Source organism: Amycolatopsis deserti (genome assembly GCF_014653945.1).
Lineage (GTDB): Bacteria > Actinomycetota > Actinomycetes > Mycobacteriales > Pseudonocardiaceae > Amycolatopsis_E > Amycolatopsis_E deserti.
This window is the reverse complement of the sequence record NZ_BNAU01000013.1, coordinates 10,926-35,050: the sequence shown is the minus strand read 5'-3', so window position 1 is coordinate 35,050 and position 24,125 is coordinate 10,926. Positions and strand designations below refer to the sequence as shown.

The window sequence follows — 24,125 nt, the reverse complement described above, 5'->3', positions numbered from 1 at the left end:
TATGCGATTCTCGGGATCATGCGCATCGCCACCTGGAACGTCAACTCCGTCACCGCGCGGCTCCCGAAGCTGCTGTCCTGGCTGGAATCCGCCGAGCCGGACGTGGTGTGCCTGCAGGAGCTGAAGTGCGCGACGGAGGCGTTCCCCGCCGAGGTCGCGCAGGCCGGCTACGAGGTGGCGGCCTACGGGACCGGCCGGTGGAACGGCGTGGCGATCCTGTCGCGCGTCGGGCTGGAGGACGTGCGGCGCGGGCTGGACGGCGAGCCGACGTTCGACGACGCCTCCGAGCCGCGCGCGATCGGCGCGACCTGCGGCGGGGTGCGGCTGTGGTCGGTGTACGTGCCCAACGGGCGCGAACCGTCGCACCCGCACTACGCGTACAAGCTGCGGTGGCTGGAGGCGCTGCGCGCGACCGTGGCGGCCGAGGCCGTTCAGGACCGGCCGTTCGCCGTGCTGGGTGACTTCAACATCGCGCCCACCGACGACGACGTCTGGGACATCACGCTGTTCGACGGCATGACACACGTGACCGAGGCCGAGCGGGCCGCGTTGGCGGCGCTGCGCGAGGCGGGCCTGACCGACGTGATGCCGCGCGCGCTGAAGTACGACACGCCCTACACCTACTGGGACTACCGGCAGCTGGCGTTCCCGAAGAACAACGGGATGCGCATCGACCTGGTCTACGCGTCGGCGAAGTTCGCCGGCTCGGTGAGCGACGCGTACGTGGACCGGGAGGCCCGCAAGGGCAAGGGCACCTCCGACCACGCGCCGGTGGTGGTGGACCTGACGCTCTGAGCCGGGGCGGGCCGCTCAGTCCTGGGCGGCCCAGGCCTCCTTGTGCAGGCGGCGCAGCGTGCGCACGGCCTCCACCGCGCGGTCGCGGTCCACGGCCTGGATCGCGAGCATCGCGTAGTACTCGTCCTCGGGCAGCTCCAGCCGGGCGAACGAGGCGCCGTCGGGGAAGCTCACCGACAGCACCTCCAGCCAGCTGAACCGCCGCCCCACCAGGACGTTGCGCACCTGCACCCCGGAGGCGTCCGCGCGCACCCGGGGCGTCGCGAACAGCATCGTCGCCCCGGCCAGGAGCAGGCCGATGAACACCATCGCCACCTGGTCGGAGCGCTGGAAGATCACGCCGGTGTCGGAGCCGCGCAACAGGATCGCCACCACCACGAACACCGCGAGCAGCACGACCGCCAGGATCGCCGACATCCACGTCGCCCGGTGCGGCCGGAACACCACGGCCTCCGACTTCTCCGACTTCTCCGTCACGGCAGCGCTCACACGAACTTCCGATCGGTCCACGGCTGCCGCAGCGTCCGCAGCACGTGCGCCGCGTCCAGCGCCGCCTGCGTGGCCTCGCGGCCCTTGTCCTCCTTCGACCCGGGCAGGCCGGACCGGTCCAGCGCCTGCTGCTCGGTGTCGCAGGTGAGCACCCCGTTGCCGACCGGGGTGCCCTCGTCCAGCGCGACTCGCGTCAGGCCGGCCGTCACGGCGTCGCACACGTACTCGAAGTGCGGGGTGCCGCCGCGGATGACCACGCCGAGCGCGACCACCGCGTCGTGCGTGCGGGCCAGCGCCTGCGCCACGACCGGCAGCTCGACGGCGCCGGCGACGCGCACCACGGTCGGCTCCTCGGACAACTTCGCCTCCCGCGCCGCCTTCAGCGCGTTGTCCAGCAGCGCGTCGGTGATCTTCGCGTGCCACCGCGTCGCCACGATCGCCAGCCGGAGGTTCTCGCACTCGCTCAGGTCGAGCTCGACGTCCGGCCTGCCTTCACCACTCACTGGGATGCACCGTTCCCGTTCCGTGCCTCCAGGTCCGCGCCGACCTGGTCGAACTCCTCCAGGTTGGACAGGTCGTGGCCCATCCGGTCCCGCTTGGTGCGCAGGTAACGCAGGTTCTCCGGGTTCGGCGAGATCGGCAGCGGCACCCGGCCGGTGACCTTCAGGCCGTAGCCCTCCAGGCCGATCCGCTTCGCCGGGTTGTTGGTCAGCAGCCGCATCGACCGAACGCCCAGGTCGCACAGGATCTGCGCGCCCGTGCCGTAGTCGCGGGCGTCCGCCGGCACGCCGAGGGCCAGGTTCGCGTCCACCGTGTCCGCGCCCAGGTCCTGCAGCTGGTAGGCCTGCAGCTTGTGCAGCAGCCCGATGCCGCGGCCCTCGTGACCGCGGATGTAGAGCACCACGCCGCGGCCCTCGTCGGCGACGATCCGCAGCGCGGCCTCCAGCTGCGGGCCGCAGTCGCAGCGCAGCGAGCCGAACACGTCACCGGTGAGGCACTCCGAGTGCACCCGGACCAGGATGTCCTCGCCGTCGCCGATCTCGCCGTAGACGAACGCGACGTGCTCGATGCCGTCCAGCAGGCTGTCGTAGCCGACCGCGCGGAACACGCCGGCCTCGAGCGGGATGCGGGCCTCGGCGACGCGCTCGACCTGCTTCTCGTGCCGGCGCCGGTAGGCGATCAGGTCGGCGATCGTGATGATCTGCAGGTCGTGGTCGGAGGCGAACACCTCCAGCTCGTCCCGGCGCGCCATGTCCCCCTCGTCCTTCTGGGAGACGATCTCGCACAGCACACCGGCCGGGTGCAGACCGGCCATGCGGGCCAGGTCGACCGAGGCCTCGGTGTGCCCGGGGCGGCGCAGCACGCCGCCCTCCTTGGCGCGCAGCGGGACCACGTGCCCCGGCCGTCGGAAGTCACCGGCCTGCGACTTCGGGTCGGCCAGCAGCCGGATCGTGTGCGCCCGGTCGGCGGCGGAGATGCCGGTGGTGATGCCCTCGGCCGCGTCCACCGTGACCGTGTACGCGGTGCCGCGCTGGTCCTGGTTCGTGTGGTACATCGGCGGCAGGTCCAGCCGGTCGCAGTCCTGCTCGGTGAGCGCCACGCAGACGTACCCCGAGGTGTAGCGCACCATGAAGGCGAGCAGCTCCGGCGTCGCCTTCTCGGCGGCGAAGATCAGGTCGCCCTCGTTCTCGCGGTCCTCGTCGTCGACGACGACCACCGGCCGCCCGGCGGCGATGTCCGCGATCGCCTTCTCGATGCCGGCGATGTCGACCGGCACCCCCGTCCCGCACGGTGTCCCTGCGCTGCTCACGCGTCCTCCTTCGAGCCTGCCCCGGCTCCAGTGTGCTCCGTGCGGCCGGGCAGATGGGGCGTCGCGAGCTTCTCCACGTACTTGGCGAGCACGTCGACCTCGAGGTTCACCAGATCACCCGGCTCGGCACGGCCGAGGGTGGTCAGTTCCAGTGTCGTCGGAATCAGCGCCACGGAGAACTCGTCGTTCGTCACACTCGTCACGGTCAGCGAGATGCCGTCGACCGCGATCGAGCCCTTCTCCACGATGTAGCGGGACAACCCCTCCGGCAGCGCGAACCGGGTGAGCCCGGCCGCGTCGCGGGACAGGAACACCCCGGTGCCGTCGACGTGGCCCTGCATGATGTGCCCGCCGAGCCGGTCCCCCACCGCGGTCGCCCGCTCCAGGTTCACCCGGTCCCCCACGGCGATCTTGGCCAGCCGGGAGCGCTGCAGCGTCTCGGGCACCACGTCGACGGTGAACTCGGAGCCGAACACGTCGACGACGGTCAGGCACACCCCGCTGACGGCGATCGAGTCGCCGTGCTTGGCGTCGGAGGTCACCACGGGCCCGCGCACGGTGAGCCGCGCGGCGCCCGGAACCTGCTCGACGGCGGTGATCTCGCCGAGCTCCTCCACGATGCCGGTGAACACTGGCGGCCTCCTTGTCGGTGTCAGTGTGCCGCGCCGACGCGGGCGGCACGTTCGCGCAGGGCCGCGACGGCCTTGCCGGGGTCTTCCGCGCCGTAGACGGCCGAGCCGGCGACGAAGCAGTCCACCCCGGCTTCGGCGGCCTGCTCGATCGTGTCGGCGTTGATGCCGCCGTCGATCTCGACGACGAGCTTGAGGTGGCCGGTGTCGACCAGGCGGCGGGCGGTGCGGACCTTCTCCAGCACGTCCGGGATGAACGACTGGCCGCCGAAGCCCGGCTCGACCGACATCACCAGCAGGGTGTCGTAGTGCTTGAGCGTCTCGACGTGGTCTTCCAGCGGCGTGCCCGGTTTGATGGACAGACCGGCCTTGGCGCCCGCGGCGCGCAGGTTCTTCGCCAGCATCACCGGGTCGGCGGCGGCCTCCACGTGCACGGTGACGTTGTAGGCGCCGGCCTCGGCGTAGCCGATGGCCCAGCGGTCCGGGTCCTCGATCATCAGGTGGCAGTCCAGCGGGATGTCCGTGGTCTTGAGCAGCGACTGCACGACCGGCAGGCCCAGCGTCAGGTTGGGCACGAAGTGGTTGTCCATGACGTCCACGTGGACCCAGTCGGCGCGGGCGGGGCCGTCGCCGGCGATGGCGTGGATCTCCTCGCCCAGACGGGCGAAGTCGGCGGACAGGATGCTCGGCGCGATGAGAGGTCGGTGGGCCACGGTTACGGAGTGTAGATCGTGGGTCCGGGCAGCCGTGGCCCCACTCATCCTGTGGGCGCCGGCAGCAGGTCCAGGATCTCCGACCAGGGCTTGCCGTACTCCAGCCGCCGCACCCGCACCCCGGCCTCGGCGAGGGTGTCCAGGTGCCGCCGCCAGGCCGGGTGCCGGAACCGGGCGTCGGTGACCTGGTAGCCGAGGATGACCGTGACGGCCGGGTCGCCGAGCACGTCACCCAGGACGGTGAGGGCCTGGTTGTCGGCGATGCCGAGCGCGAGCTTGGCGACCGAGTTGGCCGAGGCCGGTGCGAACAGGAAGACCGGCGGGTCCGGGTGCGGCCGCGGCTCGCCGGGCAGGCGCGAGGCGGAGCGGACCGGCAGGTCGGTCAGGGCGGCCAGCCCGTCCAGCTCCCCGGCGGCGTCCAGCCACCGGTGGGCGGTCGGGGTGAGCGTGACGGCGAGCCGGTGGCCGCGGGCGGCGGCCGGCGCGGCCAGCTCGGCGCGGAACCGGGTGTCCAGTCCCCCACACGAGCTGCCGACCAGGCCCAGGACGCTCACGGCTTGCGCAGCACGGCGCAGAACATCGCGTCCGTGCCGTGCCGGTGCGGCCACAGCTGCACGTACGGTCCCTCGCCCAGGTGGGGCACGCCGGGGAAGAACTCGCGCGTGTCCAGCACCTCGGCCTTGGTGCGGCGGGCGATCTCGCCGACCACGCCCTCGGTCTCAGCCAGGTGCGGCGAGCACACGACGTAGGCCACCACCCCACCGGGGCGGGTCAGCTCCAGCGCCGCGGTGAGCAGCTCGCCCTGCAGCCGGGTCAGGTCCGGCACGTCGGAGGGCTGGCGCCGCCAGCGCGCCTCCGGGCGGCGCCGCAGCGCGCCCAGCCCGGTGCACGGCGCGTCGACCAGGACGCGGTCGTAGCCGGGTTCGAGGCCGGGGTCGCGGCCGTCGGCGACGTGCACGGTCACCGGGAGGCCCTCGGTGGCCTGCTCGACGAGCTTCGCGCGGTGCGGGGCCTGCTCGACGGCGTCGACGTGCGCGCCCTGCGTCGCGGCCAGGGCGCCGAGCATCCCGGCCTTGCCGCCGGGGCCCGCACACAGGTCGAGCCAGCGCTCGTCGGAGCCCTCCAGCGGCACCCGGGTGAGCGCGACGGCGCACAGCTGGCTGCCCTCGTCCTGCACCACGGCCAGGCGCTCGCGGATGGGCTCGGAGTCGCCCGGGTCGCCGGAGCCGGCGGGCAGGTGCACGCCGTAGGGCGAGTACGGGGCGACGTCGCCGCCGGTGATGGCGGCGAGTTCGTCGGCGCTGATCTCACCCGGGCGGGCGGCCAGGTGGACGGCCGGGCGGGCGTCGTCGGCTTCCAGCGCCGCCCGCAGGTCGTCGCCCTTGTCGCCGAGGGCCTCGGCGAACGCGCGCGCCACCCAGCGCGGGTGGGCGGTGCGCATCGCGAGGTGCCCGATCGGGTCGGACTCGCGGTCCGGGGTCAGCTGCGCCATCCAGGCGTCCTCGTCCTGCTCGGAGATCTTGCGCAGGACGGCGTTGACGAACCCGGCGACGTGCGAACCGGCGTCGGCGCGGGCCAGGTCGACGGTCGAGGTGACCGCGGCGTGCTCCGGGATGCGGGTGCGCAGCAGCTGGTAGGCGCCCAGCCGGAGGCAGTCCAGGACCGGGCCGTCGACCTTGTCGAGCGGGCGGTCCAGGCACGCGGCGATGATGGCGTCGAGCATGCCCTGAGCGCGGGAGGCGCCGTAGGCGAGCTCGGTGGCCAGCGCGGCGTCGCGACCGGACAGGCGGTTGCGGCGGAGCATGTCGGGCAGCACGAGGTTGGCGTAGGCGTCGCGCTGGCGGACGGCGCGCAGCACGTCCAGCGCGACCCGGCGCGCCGGGTCCTCGGCCGGCGGGCGGCGGGGGCCCTGTTTGCGGGGCGCCGGGCGGCCGCGCTGGGGCCGGGAGGGCCTGCGCTCGTTCATGACAGCCGTTCTCCTTGCTCGATGCGGGTGCCGCGGGCCCAGTCGGTGGCCGCCATGCGTTTCTTGCCCTGTGCCTGGACCTCGCCCAGCCGCACCGGTTTCGTCGCGGTGCCGGCCAGGACGCGCTTGCGCTCGACGCGCAGCTCGCCCGGCTCCAGCGCGGGCTCGTCGACGATCGTGACCGGGCCGAGCTTGAGGCGTTCGCCGCGGAACTCCGTCCACGCGCCGGGTTCCGGGGTGACCGCGCGGATCAGGCGGTCGACCGCGGCCGCCGGGGCGGTGAAGGTGACGCGCGCGTCGTCGACGGCGACCTTGGGGGCGTAGGTGATGCCGTCGGCGGGCTGGGGCACCGCCTGGACCTCGCCGTCCTCGATGCCATCCAATGTGGACACCAGGAGGCGGGCGCCGGAGACCGCCAGGCGGTCCAGGAGCGCGCCGGCGGTGTCGTCGTCGGCGATCTTCTCGGTGACGACGCCGAAGACCGGGCCGGCGTCGAGTTCCTTGACGATGCGGAAGGTGGAGGCGCCGGTGATCTCGTCGCCGGCGCGGATCGCGGCCTGCACGGGGGCGGCGCCGCGCCACGCGGGCAGCAGCGAGAAGTGCAGGTTGATCCAGCCGTGCCGCGGGATGTCCAGGGCACGCTGCGGCAGGAGCGCCCCGTAGGCGACGACCGGGCAGGCGTCCGGGGCGAGCTCGGTCAGGCGCGCGAGGAACTCGGGGTCGCCGGCCTTGGCCGGGGTGAGGACCTCGATGCCGTGTTCGTCGGCCAGCGCGCCGACGGGTGAGCGCAGGAGCTTGCGGCCCCGGCCGGCGGGCGCGTCGGGCCGCGTGACGACGGCGACGACCTCGTGCCGCGGCGAGTCGAGCAGCGCCCGCAGCGACGGCACGGCGGGTTCGGGGGTACCGGCGAAGACGAGGCGCATCAACGCACCTCGGCGGCGGGTGTGGAGGAGGTGGGCATCGGAGCCAGTCTAGTGACCGGCCCCGGCGGCCCGCCCGGCCGGATCAGGGCGCGGGGTGCACCACCTGCGCCGCTCCTCCGCCGCGGCGTACCGGTTCCGCCGCGGCGAGCCACCGGCCGTCCGGCAGGCGCTCCACGCCCGTGGCGGCGCCGATCTCGGCCGGGGTCGACGAGAACAGCTGGCCCCGCGCGCGCAGGTCCGAGGACTCCCGCAGCGCGAGGAACGCCGGTTCGACCTGGGCGGGCCCGGAGTTGCGCTGCGAGGCCCGCGGCGCGGCGATCGCCTCCTCCAGCGTCAGCCCGCGGTCCAGGCGGCCGAGCAGCACCTGCAGCACCGTGGTGATGATCGAGGCACCGCCGGGCGACCCGGCGGCCAGCAGCGGCTTGCCGTGCTCGAGCACGATCGTCGGCGCCATCGACGACCGCGGGCGCTTGCCGGGGCCGGGCAGGTTCGGGTCGGGCACGCCCGGGGTGACCGGGGTGAAGGAGAAGTCGGTCAGCTCGTTGTTCAGCAGGAACCCGCGGCCGGGCACGACGATGCCGCTGCCGCCCTCCTGCTCGATGGTCAGCGTGTAGGCGACCACGTTGCCCCACCGGTCGGCGACGGTCAGGTGCGTGGTGTTCTCGCCCTCGTACGGGGTCGGCGCCGCGGCCCCGGCCGCGCACGGCTGCGGGTGGCGCGGGTCGCCAGCGGCGACGGTTCCGGTGGCGGCGCGGTCCGGGTCGATCAGGCATGCGCGGCTGTCCGCGAACCGCTGGCTGAGCAGCTGGCGCGCGGGCACGTCGACGAACGCCGGGTCGCCGATCCACCGGTTGCGGTCGGCGAACGCCAGCCGGCTGGCCTCCAGGAAGTGGTGCAGGTAGTCGGCCTCGCCGAAGCGCGCGACGTCGAAGTTCTCCAGGATGTTCAGCGCCTCGCCGACGGTGAGCCCGCCCGAGGACGGCGCCGGCATGCCGTAGACGTCGAGGCCGCGGTAGCGCGTGTGGGTGGGTTCCCGCTCGATGGTGCGGTACGCGGCGATGTCGTCGGTGGTGAGCTTGCCGGGCCGGACGTTGAGGCCGGCGGCCGGATCGACCGGCGGCTGCTGCACGGTCGCGGCGATCTCCTCGGCGATCGGGCCGCGGTAGAGGGCGCGGGCGCCCTGGCGGGCGAGCGTTTCGTAGGTGGCGGCCAGGTCCGGGTTGGTGAACGTGCTGCCCACCGCGGGCGGCGCGCCGCCGGGCAGGTACAGCTCGCGCGTGCTCGGGAACGCCGAGAAGCGCTGCGCGTTGTTGGCGATCTGGGTGTGGAAGGTCTGGTCGACGGTGAAGCCGTCGCGGGCCAGGCGCGCGGCGGGGCGCAGCATCTGGTTCAGCGGCCGGGTGCCCCACTTGCGCAGCGCGTCCTGCCAGGTGGCGGGCGTGCCCGGGACGCCGACGGACAGGCCGCTGGTGACGGCCTCGGCGAACGAGATCGGCGCGCCGTTCTCGACGAAGAGGTTCTCGTCGGCGGACGCGGGCGCGGTTTCCCGGCCGTCGAGGGTGTGCACCTGGTGGGTGCGGGCGTCGTAGTAGACGAAGAACCCGCCGCCGCCGATGCCGGCCGAGAACGGGTCGGTGACGCCGAGGGCCGCGGCGGTGGCGACGGCCGCGTCGACCGCGTTGCCGCCCTCGGCCAGGACCCGGGTGCCGATGGCGGTGGCGTCGGCGTCGATGCTGGCGACCGCCCCCCCGAACCCGACGGCGACCGGCTGTTTCGGCGGGGCTTGCTCGGCGTACGCGACGCCCGGGGCGAGCAGGACCGCACTGACGAGAACCGCGACACCACGCAGAGTCCGCATTTCGGGCAGTCTGCCTGGTTCCGGCCCGGCGCTCAACCCGAAGCGGATGATCGCCGGGGTCAGGATCAGCGCCGGGCGCTTGCCCCGCCCGTGGCGGGGGGCGCGGTGGCGCTGCACCGGGGGGCGGCGCCGCCACGCGACCTGCGCTAAATCAGCTCCAGCGGGTCCAGCTGGATGCGGACCGTCGCGGGATCTTTGCGTGCGGCGCGGGCCGCTTGCGCCGCGGCGAGGCGGGACGCCAGCGCCCGGCCGTCGCCGCGGGGGACGCGGATCAGGGCGCGCTCCCGTTCGGAGCGGCCCTCCTCGTCGGGCTCGGTCAGCGGCACCGGGCCCAGGATCTCCGCGGACGGCGGCAGGTCCGTCTCCTCCAGCAGTGCGGCCACCGCCTCGGGGGAGCCCTCCACGCTCGCCATCCGGACCACCGGCGGGAAGCCCAGTTCGCGCCGCTCCGCCAGTTCCCGCTCGGCGTGCCAGGCCGGATCCCAGCGGACCAGGGCCTGCACCGGCGCCAGCGGGGCCTCCGCGCCGACGACCACCCGGCCACCCGCCGACGACGGCCGCACCAGGGCCGCCGCCGCCATCCACCGCCGCAGCGTTTCCTCGGCGGCGCGCAGGTCCTGCCGCCCCAGCAACGCCCAGCCGTCCAGCAGCAGCGCCGCGCCGTAACTGCCCTCGGCCACCGGCTCGGCCCCGGGTGTGCAGACCACGAGCGCGGGCCGCCCGGGCACGGAAGCCAGCACCTCCCGCGCCCCCGACGTCCGCACCGGCACCCCCGGGAACGCCCGGCCCAGCTCCTCCGCGGTCCGCTTCGCACCGACGACCACCGCCCGCAGCCGTGCCGAACCGCAGGCCGGGCACCGGAAATGCGCCTCCGGCGTGCCACACCACCGGCAGCTCGGCGGGTGCGCCACGTCCGCCCCCGCCCCGCCCGGCAACCCGAGCGGCCCGGCGCACCGGCGGCAGTGGGCGGGCGTCCGGCACTGCGCGCACGCGAGCGCGGGCACGTAACCCCGCCGCGGAACCTGCACCAGCACCGGCGCCCCGGCGGACAACGACTGCCGCGCGGCCTCGAACGCCACCGACGGCAGCCGGGCCACGCGCGCCGCCTCGTCGCGCGCCACGTCGAAGTCCTCGCCCACCGGCGTGACCCGCGGCGCCGCCTTCCGCAGCTCGTCCCGCGATCCGATGATCGGATGGGCCCACCGCGTCTCGACCAGCAGCTGGGCCTCCGCGGTCCGGGCGAACCCGCCGGCGACGAACGACGCGCCCTGGGCGTGGGCCCGCAACGCCAGCACGTCCCGCACCTGCGGATATGGCATGTGCGGGTCGACGTGCAGGTCGTCGCCGTCGTCCCACACCACGAACAGCCCGGGGTCGGCGACCGGCGCGAACATCGCCGCGCGGGTGCCGACCACGATCGGCACCGAACCCCGGGACACCGCGAGCCACCGCCGGTACCGTTCGGCCGGCCCGGTGTCCGCGGACAACGCCACCACCGCGTCGGCCCCGGCCACCCGCACGCACGCGTCGTGCACCCGCGTCAGGTCGCGGTGGTCCGGCACCACCAGCAACGCCCCCCGGCCGGAAGCGGCTGCGAGAGCCGCCAGTTCGGCCAGCCGCGCCGGCCAGTCCTCCCCCGGCAGCGCCTGCCACACGGCGTGCGCCTGCCGCGCGGCGCGCAACGCGTCGGTGAACGACGTCCCGAACTGGTACCGCTGCCACGCCTGCACCGACGGCGCCTCGGTCACCCGCACCGGGTCGCGCGGTGGCTCGGACTCGGCCTTGGCGTGCCGGGGCGGGATCGCCAGGCGCAGCACGTCCATCAGCGTGCCGCCGTAGTGGTCGGCGACGCGCCGGGCCAGCGCGAACAGCGTCGGCGACAGCACCGGTTCGGGCGAGGTGACCCGCTCCAGGAACGCCAGCCGCCCCTTGTGCTCGGTGGTCGCGGCCCGCTCGACGAGGAACCCGTCGACCAGCTGCCCGGCGAACCGCACCCGCACCCGGCAGCCGGGCACCGCGTCGGCGTCCAGCTTGTCCGGCACCTGGTAGTCGAACGTGCGGTCCAGGTGCGCCAGCGGCACGTCCACGACGATGCGCGCGATGGGGTCGCGCTCCGCCGGCTTCTGCTGCCCCTTCCGGGACGCGGGACGCTTCCCGGCCGCGGCCCGCTTGGGGGGCGCGGGCAGGTCCCAGAGCGCGTCGGAAGAGGTCACGCTTCGTTCTCTACCAGACGCGCCCGGGTCCTTGAGAAGCGGCAGTAGCCGCTCCTCACCACCTACGCAGCCGGCACCGCCGCGGGTTCTCAGACGTTCCCTCGCGAGGACAGCGCCGACGTGGTGAATTGGCATTCATGAGGAGGCGATCCCACAGCGAGGGGACGTCTGAGGTTCCGCCACCCGCACCGCTTCGCAGGCCAGTCGCGGCATCTCCTTACGCCCCGGCGAGCGAGCGCAGCGCGTCTGCGCGGTCGGTGTTCTCCCACGGCAGCTTGACGTCGGTGCGGCCGAAGTGGCCGTAGGCGGCCGTCGCGGCGTAGATCGGGTGCAGCAGGTCCAGGTCGCGGATGATCGCGGCCGGGCGCAGGTCGAACACCTCGGTGATGGCGGCCTGGATCTTGGCCGGGTCGACGGTCTCGGTGCCGAAGGTCTCCACGAACAGGCCGACCGGCGAGGCCTTGCCGATCGCGTAGGCGACCTGCACCTCGACCCGCCCGGCCAGGCCCGCGGCGACGACGTTCTTGGCGACCCAGCGCATCGCGTAGGCCGCCGAGCGGTCCACCTTCGACGGGTCCTTGCCGGAGAACGCGCCACCACCGTGGCGGGCCATGCCGCCGTAGGTGTCCACGATGATCTTGCGGCCGGTCAGCCCGGCGTCACCCATCGGGCCGCCGATGACGAACCGGCCGGTGGGGTTGACCAGCAGCTTCACGTCGCTGTGGTCGAGCGGGACCTCGTTCAGCTCGGGCATCACGACCTGCTCGCGCACGTCGACGCCGAGCATGGTGTCCAGGTCGATGCCGTCGGCGTGCTGGGTGGACACCACGACGGTGTCCAGCCGCACCGGCTGGTCGCCGGCGTACTCGATGGTGACCTGGGTCTTGCCGTCCGGGCGCAGGTAGGGCAGCACGCCGTCCTTGCGCACGCGGGCCAGCCGGCGGGACAGGCGGTGGGCCAGCGCGATCGGCAGCGGCATCAGCTCGGGCGTGTCCGAGCAGGCGTAGCCGAACATCAGGCCCTGGTCGCCGGCGCCCTGCCGGTCGATCTCGTCGATCGCGTTCTCCACGCGCGACTCGTAGGCGGTGTCCACGCCTTGCGCGATGTCCGGGGACTGCGCGCCGATGGCGACGTTCACGCCGCAGGAGTTGCCGTCGAAGCCCTTGGCGGAGGAGTCGTAGCCGATGTCGAGGATCCGCTCGCGCACGATCGTCGGGATGTCGGCGTAGGCCTCGGTGGTCACCTCGCCGGCGACGTGCACCTGCCCCGTGGTGATCAGCGTCTCCACCGCGACGCGGGAGCGCGGGTCCTTGGCCAGGAGGGCGTCCAGGATCGAGTCGCTGATGGCGTCACAGATCTTGTCCGGGTGCCCCTCGGTCACCGACTCCGAAGTGAACAACCTGCGGTTAGACGCGGTCACCACGCTCACATCCCATCAACTCTTCTGTCCCTCCGGCGTCCAGACTAGGCGCGCCGGTCAGTGCCTGAGAAATTCCCCGACGGCGTCCCACACCGCGGCCGCCAGTTGCGCTTTGGAGCCCAGCGGGATAGGCCGCTCGGTGCCGTCGGCGGCCAGCAGCCAGCCCGCGTTCTCCTCGACCTCGAACGCCCGACCATCCCCGACGGCGTTGAGAACCAGCAGGTCACAGCCCTTGCGCCGCAGTTTGGCACGGCCGTGGTCGAGTACGCTACCGCGCTCGTCGCCCGTTTCCGCGGCGAAACCGACAATGACCTGTCCCGGCAATCGATTCGTTACCAGCTCCGCGAGAATGTCCGGATTTCGGGAAAGCGTGATGACCGGATCCGGCTGGTCGTCCGTTTTCTTGATTTTGTGGCCGGATCGGCTCGCGGGACGAAAATCGGCGACGGCGGCGGCCATCACCACGACGTCCGCCTCCTTGGCGGCCTCGGCGACGGCCTCGCGCATCTGCTCGGCCGTGGACACGCGCCGCAGCACGGCGCCGGCCGGCTCGGGCAGCTCGACGGTGTGCCCGGCCACCAGCGTGACCTCGGCGCCCCGCTGCGCGGCGACGCGGGCCAGCGCGTAGCCCTGCTTGCCCGACGAGCGGTTGCCCAGGTAGCGGACCGGGTCCAGCGGCTCCCGGGTGCCGCCGGCGGAGACGACGACGCGCAGGCCCTCCAGGTCGCGCGGCAGCGCGTTCGGCGCGGCCAGCAGCAGCCGGGCGAGGTCGACGATCTCGGCCGGGTCGGCCAGCCGTCCCTTGCCGGTGTCGGCGCCGGTGAGCCGTCCCGCGGCGGGCTCGGTGACCACGGCGCCCCGGGACCGCAGCAAAGCCACGTTGTCCCGGGTGGCCGGGTGCTCCCACATCTCGGTGTGCATGGCCGGGAAGAAGGCGACCGGGCAGCGCGCGGTGAGCAGCGTGCCGGTGAGCAGGTCGTCGGCCCGGCCCTGGGCCGCACGGGCCAGCAGGTCCGCGGTCGCCGGGACGACCAGCACCAGGTCCGCTTCCTTGCCGATGCGGACGTGCTGCACCTGGTCCACCTCGGTGAACACGCCGGTGTGCACCGGGTGGCCGGACAGCGCCTCGAAGGTGGCCGCGCCGACGAACTTCAGCGCGGCCTCGGTGGGCACCACGCGGACGTCGTGACCGGACTCGGTCAGCCCGCGCAGCACCTCACAGGCCTTGTAGGCGGCGATCCCGCCGCCCACCCCGAGCACGACGCGAGGTTTACTCACCCTCGGTGTGCTCGAGCAGGCCGGCGTGGATCTCGCGCAGCGCGATCGACAGCGGCTTCTCGCGCGGGCCCGGCTCCACGAGCGGGCCGACGTACTCGAGCAGGCCCTCGCCGAGCTGGGCGTAGTAGTCGTTGATCTGACGGGCGCGCTTCGCGGCGTAGATCACCAGCGCGTACTTCGAGCTGACCTTGGCCAGGAGGTCGTCGATCGGCGGGTTGGTGATGCCCTCGAGTTCCTCGCCGTAAATGCCGAGCGATGCGGTCACGCGCTTATGCTCCTGAGTTCTGTTCGTGAAGTCGGTGGTCTCCCCGCAGCAAGTCTAACAACTGCCGCGCGGCTTCCCCGACGTCGGCGTTCACCAGCCGCACGTCGAACTCCCCCGCCGCGGCGAGCTCGCGCTCGGCTTCGGCGAGACGGGCGCTGACGGCGGCCTCCTCCTCGGTGCCGCGGCCCTTGAGCCGGCCGACCAGCTCGTCCCAGGACGGCGGCATGAGCATGACCAGCCGGGCGTCCGGCATGGCCGCGCGCACCTGCCGCGCGCCCTGCAGCTCGATCTCCAGGACGGCCGGCCTGCCCTGGGCCAGCGCCCGCTCGACCGGTTCCCGGGGCGTGCCGTAGCAGTTGCCGGTGAACTCGGCGTGTTCGAGCAGCTCGCCCGCGGCGACCATCTTGTCGAAGGTGGCGCGGTCGATGAAGTGGTAGTGGACCCCGTCGACCTCGCCGGGGCGGGGGGCCCGCGTGGTCACCGAAACACTGAAGTAGATGTCCGGGTCCAGCCGGCGCAGCGCGCCGACCACGCTGGACTTCCCGACCCCGGACGGGCCGGAGACGACCGTGAGCCGGCTCCGGGACCCACGTCGCGCCTGGTCCGGAACCGGCTCACGGTGCGTCGCCGGGCCGGCATGCCCGCCGGCCACGGTGACGCGGTCGCTGCCGGTGTCGCTCACTCGCCGCTGAACTCGGCCAGCAGCGCCTTGCGCTGCCGGTCACCAAGGCCGCGCAGCCGCCGGCTCGGTGCGATCTCCAGGCGCTCCATGGTCTGCTGAGCGCGCACCTTGCCGACGCCGGGGAGGGCTTCGAGCAGGGCGGAGACCTTCATCTTGCCGAGAACCTCGTCCTCGTCGGCCTGCTTCAGCACGTCGGTGAGCGTGGTGCCACCTCGCTTGAGGCGCTCCTTCAGCTCAGCGCGGGCACGACGAGCGGCAGCGGCCTTCTCCAGCGCCGCCTTGCGCTGTTCCTCGGTCAGCTGGGGAAGTGCCACGTTTTCCTCCGTAGTACTCAAAATTCTGGGTGGGTGACGCGACGGTACCCACCCCGCGCCACCGGCCACAATGCGGGGGGTGGTCGCTCGGTTCCAGGACAGGGACCTGATATTGGCGCTATCCGGTCAGGCTGGCCTGGGTGCGGCGCACCGCGTCGCGCAGCGCCACGGGGTCCGGACCGTGCCTGAGAACGTCCCTGGACGACGCGGGCAGCACCCCGGGCAGGTCCGCACCGAAGAGGCGGCGAAGATCGTCCACGGTGGCTCCCTGGGCCCCGAAACCGGGCGCCAGGATCGGCCCGTTCAACCCGGTCAGGTCGAGCTCCCCGGCGCCGATCGTGGCCCCCACGACGACGCCGACGTCGCCGAGGGAGGCGGCGCCGGCGTTGCACCGGGCCGCCTCGTCCACAATCGACTGGGCGACGGTCTTCCCGTTGTCCAGCTTGGCGTTCTGCAGCGCGCCCGCCTCCGGGTTGGAGGTGCGGGCGAGGATGAACAGGCCCTCGCCGCCGCCCAGCGCGGGCGCCAGCGAACCGAACCCGAGGTAGGGCGAGACGGTGATCGCGTCGGCCCGGACCGGCGCGTCCGGGCCCAGGTAGGCCGCCGTGTAGGCGGCCATCGTCGACCCGATGTCGCCGCGTTTGACGTCCAGCAGGACGAGCGCGCCGCGGTCGCGGGCGTGCTCGACCACGCGGGCCAGGACGGCCACCCCGGGCGGTCCGAAGGCCTCGAAGAAGGCCGCCTGGGGCTTGACGACGGAGACCTCCTCGGCGAGGACGTCAACCGCCGTCAGGGCGAACTTCTCCAGCCCGCCCGGATCCCGGTCCAGGCCCCACGCGTCGAGCAGACCGGGGTGGGGGTCGATCCCCGCGCACAGGTTCCCGCGCGCGGCGACCGCCTCCACCAGCCGGGCGCCGAAGCCCGTCACGCCGTCGCCCCGGTCACGACTTGGCCCGCAGCGCGGCCTGCAGGTCCTGCAGGGACCGGACCCCGATGTCGCCCCGGATGAGCGCCTCGACGCCGTGCACGGCCGCCGCCGCGCCCTGCACCGTGGTGATGCACGGGATGTCCCGCGACACCGCCGCCGTGCGGATCTCGTAGCCGTCGATCCGCGGGCCGCTGTTGCCGTACGGGGTGTTGATCACCATGTCCACCTCGCCGGCGGTGATGACCTCGACCACGTTGGGCTCGCCGGGCGCGCTGCCCTCGGAGTACTTGCGGACCACCGTGCAGGGCACCCCGTTGCGCCGCAGCACCTCGGCGGTGCCGGAGGTCGCGAGGATCTCGAAGCCGAGGTCGGCCAGGCGCTTGATCGGGAACACCAGGGCCCGCTTGTCGCGGTTGGCGACCGAGACGAACACCTTGCCCGAGGTCGGCAGCGACCCGTAGGCCCCGGCCTGGGACTTGGCGAACGCCTCGCCGAAGGAGGTGTCCACGCCCATGACCTCGCCGGTGGACTTCATCTCCGGCCCGAGCAGCGAGTCCACCCCCTTGCCCTCCGGCGTGCGGAAGCGGTGGAAGGGCAGGACCGCCTCCTTGACCGCGACCGGCGCGTCGATCGGCAGGTGCCCGCCGTCGCCCTCGGCCGGCAGGACGCCGCGGGTGCGCAGGTCCTTGATCGAGGAGCCGGTCATGATCAGCGACGCCGCCTTGGCCAGCTGCACGCCGGTCGCCTTGGACACGAACGGCACGGTGCGGCTGGCGCGCGGGTTGGCCTCCAGGACGTAGAGCACGTCGTCCTTGAGCGCGTACTGCACGTTGAGCAGGCCGCGCACGCCGACGCCGCGGGCGATCGCCTCGGTGGAGGCGCGCACCGCCTCGACGTCCTGGCGGCCCAGCGTGATCGGCGGCAGCGCGCACGAGGAGTCACCGGAGTGGATGCCGGCCTCCTCGATGTGCTCCATGACGCCGCCCAGGTACAGCTCCTCGCCGTCGAACAGGGCGTCCACGTCGATCTCGATGGCGTCGTCGAGGAACCGGTCGACCAGCACCGGGTGCTCCGGCGTGACCTCGGTGGCGCGCTGGATGTAGCCGGCCAGGGAGGCCTCGTCGTAGACGATCTCCATGCCGCGGCCGCCGAGCACGTAGGAGGGCCGCACCAGGACCGGGTAGCCGATCTCGTCGGCGATCCGCTTGGCGCCCTCGAACGAGGTCGCGGTGCCGTACTTCGGGGCGGGCAGGCCCGCGCCGAGCAGGACGTCGCCGAACGCGCCGCGGTCCTCGGCCAGGTTGATCGCCTCCGGCGAGGTGCCCACGATCGGCACCCCGGCGTCGGCCAGGCGCTGCGCCAGCTTCAGCGGGGTCTGGCCGCCGAGCTGCACGATCACGCCGGCCACGGTGCCCGAGCGCTGCTCGGCGTAGACGACCTCGAGCACGTCCTCGAAGGTCAGCGGCTCGAAGTAGAGGCGGTCGGAGGTGTCGTAGTCGGTGGACACCGTCTCCGGGTTGCAGTTGACCATGACGGCCTCGAACCCGGCCTCGCGCAGCGCCAGCGCGGCGTGCACGCACGAGTAGTCGAACTCGATGCCCTGGCCGATGCGGTTGGGCCCGGAGCCCAGGATCAGCACCTTCGGCTTGTCGGGCTGGGCGGTGACCTCGGATTCGGCCGCGGGGTCGGACTCGTAGGCCGAGTAGTGGTACGGCGTCTTGGCGGCGAACTCGGCCGCGCAGGTGTCCACCGTCTTGTACACCGGCCGCACGCCGAGGCGGTGGCGCAGCGCGCGGACGCCGTCCTCACCGGCCAGCTCCGGCCGCAGCGCGGCGATCTGCTGATCGGACAGGCCGACGCGCTTGGCCTCGCGCAGCAGCGGCGCGTCCAGCACCGGGGCGTCGCGCACCTCGGCGCCGACCTCGCCGATCAGCGCGATCTGGTCGATGAACCACGGGTCGATGCCGCTGGCCTCGTGCACCTGCTGCACGGTGGCGCCCAGGCGCAGGGCCCGCTCGACCGCGTAGAGGCGGCCGTCGTGCGGCGTGCGCAGGGCTTCCAGGGTGTTCTCCAGCGTGGCGCCCTCGGGGTCGGGGGTGGTCCAGAACCCGGCCGCCTTGGTGTCGATCGAGCGCAGCGCCTTGCCCAGGGCCTCCGGGAAGCTGCGGCCCAAGGCCATCGCTTCGCCGACGCTCTTCATCGTGGTGGTCAGCTGCGGGTCGGCACCCGGGAACTTCTCGAACGCGAACCGCGGCACCTTGACCACGACGTAGTCCAGGGTCGGCTCGAACGAGGCCGGGGTCTCGCCGGTGATGTCGTTGCGGATCTCGTCCAGGCTGTAGCCGATGGCGAGCTTCGCGGCGATCTTGGCGATCGGGAAGCCGGTGGCCTTCGACGCCAGCGCGCTGGAGCGGGACACGCGCGGGTTCATCTCGATGACGACCATGCGGCCGTCGCGCGGGTTGATCGCGAACTGGATGTTGCAGCCGCCGGTGTCGACGCCGACCTCGCGCAGCACGGCGATGCCGACGTCGCGCATGTGCTGGTACTCGCGGTCGGTCAGGGTCATCGCGGGGGCGACGGTCACCGAGTCGCCGGTGTGCACGCCCATCGCGTCGATGTTCTCGATCGAGCAGATCACCACCACGTTGTCGTGGCGGTCGCGCATCAGCTCGAGCTCGTACTCCTTCCAGCCGAGCACGCTCTCCTCGATGAGCACCTCGGTGACCGGCGACTCGGCCAGGCCGATGGAGGCCAGGCGCTCCAGCTCCTCGTCGGTGTGCGCCATGCCCGAGCCCAGCCCGCCCATGGTGAACGAGGGCCGGATGACGACCGGCAGACCCAGCTCGGCGACGGTCTCGCGGACCTCCTCCATCGAGTGGCACACGCGGCTGCGCGGGACGTCGCCGCCGATGGCGCGGACGATGTCCTTGAACTTCTGCCGGTCCTCACCGCGCTGGATCGCGTCGATGTCGGCGCCGATCAGCTCGACGCCGTACTTCTCCAGCACGCCGCGCTCGTGCAGGGCGACGGCGGTGTTCAGCGCCGTCTGCCCGCCCAGGGTGGCCAGCAGCGCGTCCGGGCGCTCGGCCGCGATGACCTTCTCCACGAAGTCCGGGGTGACCGGCTCGATGTAGGTCGAGTCGGCGAACTCCGGGTCGGTCATGATCGTGGCCGGATTGGAGTTCACGAGGCTGACCCGCAGGCCCTCCTCGCGCAGCACCCGGCAGGCCTGCGTGCCCGAGTAGTCGAACTCGGCCGCCTGGCCGATGACGATCGGGCCGGATCCGATGACGAGCACGTGCTCGATGTCTGTACGTTTCGGCATCAGCGGCTCTTCTTCTCCATCAGGGTCACGAACTCGTCGAACAGCGGCGCGGCGTCGTGCGGGCCGGCGGCCGCCTCGGGGTGGTACTGCACCGAGAAGGCCGGCACGTCCGCGCAGCGCACGCCCTCGACCGTGTCGTCGTTGGGGCAGTAGTGGCTGACCCGCGCGGCGCCGAACGGCGAGTCGAACCGCTGCCCGGGCTCGCCCTCCAGGGCGAAGCCGTGGTTCTGCGCGGTGATCGCCACCCGCCCGGTCTCCACGTCGATCACCGGGATGTTGATGCCCCGGTGGCCGTAGCGCATCTTGTAGGTGCCCAGCCCCAGCGCGCGGCCGAGGATCTGGTTGCCGAAGCAGATGCCGAACAGCGGGATCTCGCGGCGCAGGACCTCCTCGGTCAGCGCGACCGCGTGGTCCTGGGTGGCCGGGTCGCCAGGGCCGTTGGACAGGAACACCCCGTCCGGCTCGATCGCCAGCAGCTCCTCCAGCGAGCTGGTCGAGGGCAGCACGTGCAGCTCGATGCCGCGGCGGCTCATCTGGCGCGGGGTGTTGGACTTGATGCCCAGGTCCAGCGCGGCGACGCGGAAGCGGCGCTCGCCCTCCGGCGTGACGACGTAGGGCTCCTTGGTGGTGACCTCGCCGGCCAGGTCGGCGCCCTTCATCTGTGGGCTCGCCAGCACCTGGGCGGTCATCGCCTCCTCGGTGTCCAGCGCGTCGCCGGAGAACACCCCGGCCCGCATCGCGCCGCGCTCACGCAGGTGGCGGGTCAGGGTGCGGGTGTCGACGCCGCTGATGCCGACCACGCCCTGACGCGCCAGCTCCTCGTCGAGGGTGCGGCGGGACCGCCAGTTCGACGGGGTCCGGGCCGGGTCGCGCACGACGTAGCCGGACACCCAGATGCGGGCGGACTCGTCGTCCTCGTCGTTCCAGCCGGTGTTGCCGATCTGCGGCGCGGTCTGCACCACGATCTGGCGGTGGTAGGACGGATCGGTCAGCGTCTCCTGGTACCCGGTCATGCCGGTGCAGAACACGGCCTCGCCCAGCGTGCGACCCTGGGCGCCGTAGGCCGATCCGCGGAACACCCGCCCGTCCTCCAGCACCAATGCGGCCGGTGTCCTGGTGCCCACGGTCACTGGGCCCCTCCCTTGATCTCTCGTTCGGACAAGCTTTCGATCCACTGTGGATAGACGTCGAGGTCGTCACCGCGGAAGCCGGTGTCCAGCTCCTTGCCGCCCAGGCGCCAGGTGATGACGATCAGGCTGTTCGTGCCCATCACCTTCCCGGCGATCCCGCTCGCGCGCTTGACCTCCACAATGGATTCGCTCGGGATGAAGAACCCGGGCGCGCCGGCCCGGTCGATCTCCACACCGTCGCGGTAGAGCCGCAGGACCGCGCGCCCGCGCAGGCCGACCCCGCGCGTGACGATCCGGTCCTGCCAGTCGCCCGCCGTGGTGGTGCTCACGTAGAGCCCCTTGGCCGGCGGCAGCAGCTCCTCCCCCGGCTCGGCGGGGGTCTGCGGGAACGGCGGCAGCTGCGCGCTCTGCGAGCGCGCGCGGCGCCGCCAGCTTCGTCGCATGGCCCAGAGACCGAGCAGGAAGCAGGCGAACACCAGCAGGGTGAGCAGCAACCGTTCCATCAGCAGATCTTCCCTTCGCGGGCCGTCACGCGCCCGCGCAGCAGCGTCGCGGTCACCACGGCGGGCAACCGCATTCCCTCGTACGGGGTGTTGGCGGCGAGGCTGGCCAGCTCCGCCCCCCGCACGGTCCATTGTGCGCCCGGGTCCACCAGCGCGAGGTTCGCCGGTTCCCCGACGGCGATCGGACGGCCCTGGTCGGGCAGGCCGGCGATCTCCGCGGGGCGCTCGCTCATGACCTTCGCCACGCCGCGCCAGTCCAGCAGGCCGGTCTCGACCATGGTGGCGGCGACCACGGACAGCGCGGTCTGCAGGCCGAGCATGCCGGGCCGGGCGGCCGACCACTCGCAGTCCTTGTCCTGCGGGGCGTGCGGCGCGTGGTCGGTCGCCACGCAGTCGATGACGCCCTCGGCCAGGGCGGCGCGCAGCTTCTCGACGTCGGCGTTGGTGCGCAGCGGCGGGTTGACCTTGTTCACCGGGTCGTAGGTGGCCAGGCGCTCGTCGGTCAGCAGCAGGTGGTGCGGCGTGACCTCGGCGGAGACCCGCGTGCCGCGATCCTTCGCCCAGCGCAGCACGTCGGCGGTGCCACTGGTGGACACGTGGCAGACGTGCAGGCGGGCGCCGGCGTGCTCGGCGAGCAGGCAGTCCCGCGCGACGATCGACTCCTCGGCCGAGGCCGGCCAGCCCGCGTAGCCCAGGCGCGAGGCCTGCTCGCCCTCGTGGGCCTGCGCGCCGACGGTCAGCCGCGGCTCCTCGGCGTGCTGCGCGATGACCACGTCCAGCGCGGTGGAGTACTCCAGGGCGCGGCGCATGATCAGCGGGTCGTGCACGCAGTGGCCGTCGTCGGAGAACACCCGCACCCCGGCGGCCGACTTCGCCATCGTGCCCAGCTCGGCCAGCCGCTCCCCCTTCAGGCCGACGGTCACCGCGCCGACCGGATGCACGTCGACCAGGCCGACCTCGCGGCCGCGGCGCCACACGTGCTCGACGATCACCGCGTTGTCGGCGACCGGGTCGGTGTTGGCCATCGCGAAAACCGCGGTGTAGCCGCCGAGCGCGGCCGCGGCCGAGCCGGTCTCGATGGTCTCGGTGTCCTCGCGGCCGGGTTCGCGCAGGTGGGTGTGCAGATCGACGAAGCCGGGCAGCAGGACCTGGCCGTCCGCGTCGATCACCTCGGCGTCCTCGGGCGCCTGGACGGAGCCGATTTCGGCGATGGTCCCGCCGTTGACCAGGACGTCCACCGGATCGCCCTCGCCGTAGAGCCGGGCGCCCTTGATCAGAACCTGGTTCACTTCGCGTCTTCCTCTCCGGCCAGCAGGTGGTAGAGCACGGCCATCCGCACGTGCACCCCGTTGCGGACCTGTTCGGTGATCGCCGCGGACGGCGCGTCGGCGACCGCGGAGGCGATCTCCATGCCGCGCAGCATCGGGCCGGGGTGCAGCACGACCGCGTGCTCGGGCAGCAGCCGCAGCCGCGCCTCGTTCAGGCCGTAGGCGATCGAGTACTCGCGCGCCGACGGGAAGAACCCGCCGTGCATGCGCTCGGCCTGCACCCGCAGCATCATCACCGCGTCCAGGGCGGGCAGCTCGGCGTCCAGGTCGTGCGACACGGTCACCGGCAGCGCGCCGACCCCGGCGGGCAGCAGCGTGGGCGGGGCGACGAGCACCACCTCGGCGCCGAGCGCGGACAGCAGGTGGATGTTGGAGCGGGCGACCCGGCTGTGCAGCACGTCGCCGACGATGGCGATCCGCCGGTCCTTGATACCGCCGAGCCGTTCCCGCAGGGTGGCCGCGTCGAGCAGCGCCTGGGTGGGGTGCTCGTGCATGCCGTCACCGGCGTTGACGACCGAGGTGCCGGTGCCCTCCAGCCAGCCGGCCAGGCGCTGGGCGGCGCCGGAGGCGGGGTGGCGGACGATGACGCAGTCGGCGCCGGCGGCGGACAGGGTCAGCGCGGTGTCCCGCAGCGACTCGCCCTTGCCGACCGAGGAGCCGCCCGCCGAGACGTTCACCACGTCGGCGCTCATCCACTTGCCGGCGATCTCGAACGAGACCCGGGTGCGCGTGGAGTTCTCGTAGAACATGGTGATGACCGTGCGGCCGCGCAGCGTCGGCAGCTTGCGGACCTCGCGCCCGAGCAGGGTGCGCTTGAGGCCGTCGGCGGTGTCCAGCACCGCGGTCGCCAGGTCGGGGTCGAGGCCTTCGGTGGCCAGCAGGTGCTTCATGCCTTCGCTTCCCCCTCGCGCAGCAGCACCGCGTCGCGCCCATCCACTTCGGACAGCAGGACGGCGACGTCTTCGGCACGCGCGGTCGGGATGTTCTTGCCCACGTAGTCGGCCCGGATCGGGAACTCGCGGTGCCCGCGGTCGACCAGGACGGCCAGCTGCACGGCCCGGGGGCGGCCGTGGTCGCGCAGGGCGTCCAGCGCGGCGCGCACGGTCCGGCCGGAGAACAGCACGTCGTCGACCAGGATCACCACGCGGTCGTCGATGCCGGCTTCGGGCAGGGTGGTGTCCGCGAGCGGCCGCGTCGGGCGGCGGCGCAGGTCGTCGCGGTAAAGGGTGATGTCCAGGGCGCCGGTGGGCACCTCGACGCCGGAGAACTCGGCGATCCGCTCGGCCAGCCGGGCCGCGAGCGAGGTGCCCCGGGTCGGGATGCCCAGGAGAACGGGAGGTGCGCCCGTACCGCCGTCGAGGGCGGTCTTCTCGATGACCTGATGGGCCATCCGGGCGATGGTGCGCGCGACATCACCGGCGGAGAGCAGCTCGCGCTCGCCACCTGGTGCTGCCGCGTCACGAGGGCGTGACGCCACAGCGGACTCCTTCCCCGCCTCACCGGACGGGTCCTTAAAGGACGTCGACTTCCTGCTTGCCGAGGAAATCCACTCG

Annotated in this window: 23 protein-coding genes; 1 reads left to right on the top strand and 22 read right to left on the bottom strand. The window is 73.1% G+C overall.

Annotated elements, in window-relative coordinates; genetic code table 11:
- The first annotated feature begins 18 nt into the window (after positions 1–18).
- Positions 19–795, top strand: a complete 777-nt coding sequence (locus IE290_RS35890; protein ID WP_191249192.1) for an exodeoxyribonuclease III — start codon at positions 19–21, stop codon at positions 793–795.
- A 15-nt stretch (positions 796–810) separates the two neighbouring features.
- Here the strand turns inward: IE290_RS35890 and IE290_RS35885 are convergent, their stop codons facing one another.
- From IE290_RS35885 to pyrR, 22 genes are all read right to left on the bottom strand, one after another.
- Positions 811–1,284 carry a PH domain-containing protein gene (locus IE290_RS35885; protein ID WP_191249191.1) on the bottom strand — a complete coding sequence of 158 codons (474 nt, stop codon included), beginning with the start codon at positions 1,282–1,284 and terminating at the stop codon, positions 811–813.
- Positions 1,281–1,787 (bottom strand): 6,7-dimethyl-8-ribityllumazine synthase, encoded by a 507-nt coding sequence (gene ribH, locus IE290_RS35880; RefSeq protein WP_191249190.1) that lies wholly within the window; start codon positions 1,785–1,787, stop codon positions 1,281–1,283. The genes IE290_RS35885 and ribH overlap by 4 nt, the downstream gene beginning before the upstream one ends.
- Positions 1,784–3,061, bottom strand: a complete 1,278-nt coding sequence (locus tag IE290_RS35875; protein ID WP_191249360.1) for a bifunctional 3,4-dihydroxy-2-butanone-4-phosphate synthase/GTP cyclohydrolase II — start codon at positions 3,059–3,061, stop codon at positions 1,784–1,786. Before IE290_RS35875 ends, ribH begins: the two co-directional genes overlap by 4 nt.
- A gap of 29 nt (positions 3,062–3,090) precedes the next feature.
- Positions 3,091–3,726 carry a riboflavin synthase gene (locus IE290_RS35870; RefSeq protein WP_191249189.1) on the bottom strand — a complete coding sequence of 212 codons (636 nt, stop codon included), beginning with the start codon at positions 3,724–3,726 and terminating at the stop codon, positions 3,091–3,093.
- A 20-nt stretch (positions 3,727–3,746) separates the two neighbouring features.
- A complete protein-coding gene (gene rpe, locus IE290_RS35865; RefSeq protein ID WP_191249188.1) occupies positions 3,747–4,436 on the bottom strand; it encodes a ribulose-phosphate 3-epimerase in 690 nt (229 codons plus the stop codon).
- Positions 4,437–4,480: 44 nt separating this feature from the next.
- Positions 4,481–4,990 carry a flavoprotein gene (locus tag IE290_RS35860; protein WP_191249187.1) on the bottom strand — a complete coding sequence of 170 codons (510 nt, stop codon included), beginning with the start codon at positions 4,988–4,990 and terminating at the stop codon, positions 4,481–4,483.
- Positions 4,987–6,402, bottom strand: coding sequence for an RsmB/NOP family class I SAM-dependent RNA methyltransferase (locus IE290_RS35855; protein WP_191249186.1), 1,416 nt, complete (start codon positions 6,400–6,402; stop codon positions 4,987–4,989). Before IE290_RS35855 ends, IE290_RS35860 begins: the two co-directional genes overlap by 4 nt.
- Positions 6,399–7,325, bottom strand: coding sequence for a methionyl-tRNA formyltransferase (fmt, locus tag IE290_RS35850; RefSeq protein WP_191249185.1), 927 nt, complete (start codon positions 7,323–7,325; stop codon positions 6,399–6,401). Before fmt ends, IE290_RS35855 begins: the two co-directional genes overlap by 4 nt.
- Before the next feature lie 82 nt (positions 7,326–7,407).
- Complete coding sequence (gene ggt / locus IE290_RS35845; RefSeq protein WP_191249184.1) at positions 7,408–9,183, bottom strand: gamma-glutamyltransferase; 1,776 nt, start codon at positions 9,181–9,183, stop codon at positions 7,408–7,410.
- Positions 9,184–9,329: 146 nt separating this feature from the next.
- Positions 9,330–11,396 (bottom strand): primosomal protein N', encoded by a 2,067-nt coding sequence (locus IE290_RS35840; protein WP_191249183.1) that lies wholly within the window; start codon positions 11,394–11,396, stop codon positions 9,330–9,332.
- A gap of 217 nt (positions 11,397–11,613) precedes the next feature.
- A complete protein-coding gene (metK, locus tag IE290_RS35835; protein WP_191249182.1) occupies positions 11,614–12,816 on the bottom strand; it encodes a methionine adenosyltransferase in 1,203 nt (400 codons plus the stop codon).
- 57 nt (positions 12,817–12,873) lie between these two features.
- The gene (gene coaBC / locus IE290_RS35830; RefSeq protein WP_229874915.1) at positions 12,874–14,094 is read right to left on the bottom strand and encodes a bifunctional phosphopantothenoylcysteine decarboxylase/phosphopantothenate--cysteine ligase CoaBC; all 1,221 of its coding nucleotides are present in this window, start codon (positions 14,092–14,094) and stop codon (positions 12,874–12,876) included.
- Positions 14,087–14,359: a DNA-directed RNA polymerase subunit omega gene (gene rpoZ, locus IE290_RS35825; protein WP_017983069.1), complete on the bottom strand. Its 273-nt coding sequence runs from the start codon at positions 14,357–14,359 to the stop codon at positions 14,087–14,089. The genes coaBC and rpoZ overlap by 8 nt, the downstream gene beginning before the upstream one ends.
- 4 nt (positions 14,360–14,363) lie before the next feature.
- Complete coding sequence (gmk, locus tag IE290_RS35820; RefSeq protein ID WP_191249181.1) at positions 14,364–15,041, bottom strand: guanylate kinase; 678 nt, start codon at positions 15,039–15,041, stop codon at positions 14,364–14,366.
- Positions 15,038–15,355: an integration host factor, actinobacterial type gene (mihF, locus tag IE290_RS35815; protein ID WP_017983071.1), complete on the bottom strand. Its 318-nt coding sequence runs from the start codon at positions 15,353–15,355 to the stop codon at positions 15,038–15,040. The genes gmk and mihF overlap by 4 nt, the downstream gene beginning before the upstream one ends.
- 118 nt (positions 15,356–15,473) lie before the next feature.
- Positions 15,474–16,283, bottom strand: a complete 810-nt coding sequence (gene pyrF / locus IE290_RS35810; RefSeq protein WP_191249180.1) for an orotidine-5'-phosphate decarboxylase — start codon at positions 16,281–16,283, stop codon at positions 15,474–15,476.
- A gap of 13 nt (positions 16,284–16,296) precedes the next feature.
- Positions 16,297–19,611, bottom strand: coding sequence for a carbamoyl-phosphate synthase large subunit (gene carB, locus IE290_RS35805; RefSeq protein WP_191249179.1), 3,315 nt, complete (start codon positions 19,609–19,611; stop codon positions 16,297–16,299).
- On the bottom strand, positions 19,611–20,741 hold the full coding sequence (carA, locus tag IE290_RS35800) for a glutamine-hydrolyzing carbamoyl-phosphate synthase small subunit (RefSeq protein WP_191249178.1): 1,131 nt from the start codon (positions 20,739–20,741) through the stop codon (positions 19,611–19,613). The genes carB and carA overlap by 1 nt, the downstream gene beginning before the upstream one ends.
- A complete protein-coding gene (locus tag IE290_RS35795) occupies positions 20,738–21,244 on the bottom strand; it encodes a PH-like domain-containing protein (protein ID WP_191249177.1) in 507 nt (168 codons plus the stop codon). Before IE290_RS35795 ends, carA begins: the two co-directional genes overlap by 4 nt.
- The gene (locus IE290_RS35790; RefSeq protein WP_191249176.1) at positions 21,244–22,533 is read right to left on the bottom strand and encodes a dihydroorotase; all 1,290 of its coding nucleotides are present in this window, start codon (positions 22,531–22,533) and stop codon (positions 21,244–21,246) included. The genes IE290_RS35795 and IE290_RS35790 overlap by 1 nt, the downstream gene beginning before the upstream one ends.
- Positions 22,530–23,462 (bottom strand): aspartate carbamoyltransferase catalytic subunit, encoded by a 933-nt coding sequence (locus IE290_RS35785; RefSeq protein WP_191249175.1) that lies wholly within the window; start codon positions 23,460–23,462, stop codon positions 22,530–22,532. The genes IE290_RS35790 and IE290_RS35785 overlap by 4 nt, the downstream gene beginning before the upstream one ends.
- The gene (gene pyrR, locus IE290_RS35780) at positions 23,459–24,049 is read right to left on the bottom strand and encodes a bifunctional pyr operon transcriptional regulator/uracil phosphoribosyltransferase PyrR (RefSeq protein WP_191249174.1); all 591 of its coding nucleotides are present in this window, start codon (positions 24,047–24,049) and stop codon (positions 23,459–23,461) included. Before pyrR ends, IE290_RS35785 begins: the two co-directional genes overlap by 4 nt.
- Positions 24,050–24,125 lie beyond the last annotated feature (76 nt).

Excerpts from the sequence above, each read along its gene's own strand:
- carB (WP_191249179.1), bottom strand. The coding sequence starts at position 19,611 with ATGCCGAAACGTACAGACATCGAGCACGTGCTCGTCATCGGATCCGGC.
- ggt (WP_191249184.1), bottom strand. The coding sequence starts at position 9,183 with ATGCGGACTCTGCGTGGTGTCGCGGTTCTCGTCAGTGCGGTCCTGCTC.
- IE290_RS35795 (WP_191249177.1), bottom strand. The coding sequence starts at position 21,244 with ATGGAACGGTTGCTGCTCACCCTGCTGGTGTTCGCCTGCTTCCTGCTC.
- fmt (WP_191249185.1), bottom strand. The coding sequence starts at position 7,325 with ATGCGCCTCGTCTTCGCCGGTACCCCCGAACCCGCCGTGCCGTCGCTG.
- IE290_RS35855 (WP_191249186.1), bottom strand. The coding sequence starts at position 6,402 with ATGAACGAGCGCAGGCCCTCCCGGCCCCAGCGCGGCCGCCCGGCGCCC.
- IE290_RS35890 (WP_191249192.1), top strand. The coding sequence starts at position 19 with ATGCGCATCGCCACCTGGAACGTCAACTCCGTCACCGCGCGGCTCCCG.
- IE290_RS35785 (WP_191249175.1), bottom strand. The coding sequence starts at position 23,462 with ATGAAGCACCTGCTGGCCACCGAAGGCCTCGACCCCGACCTGGCGACC.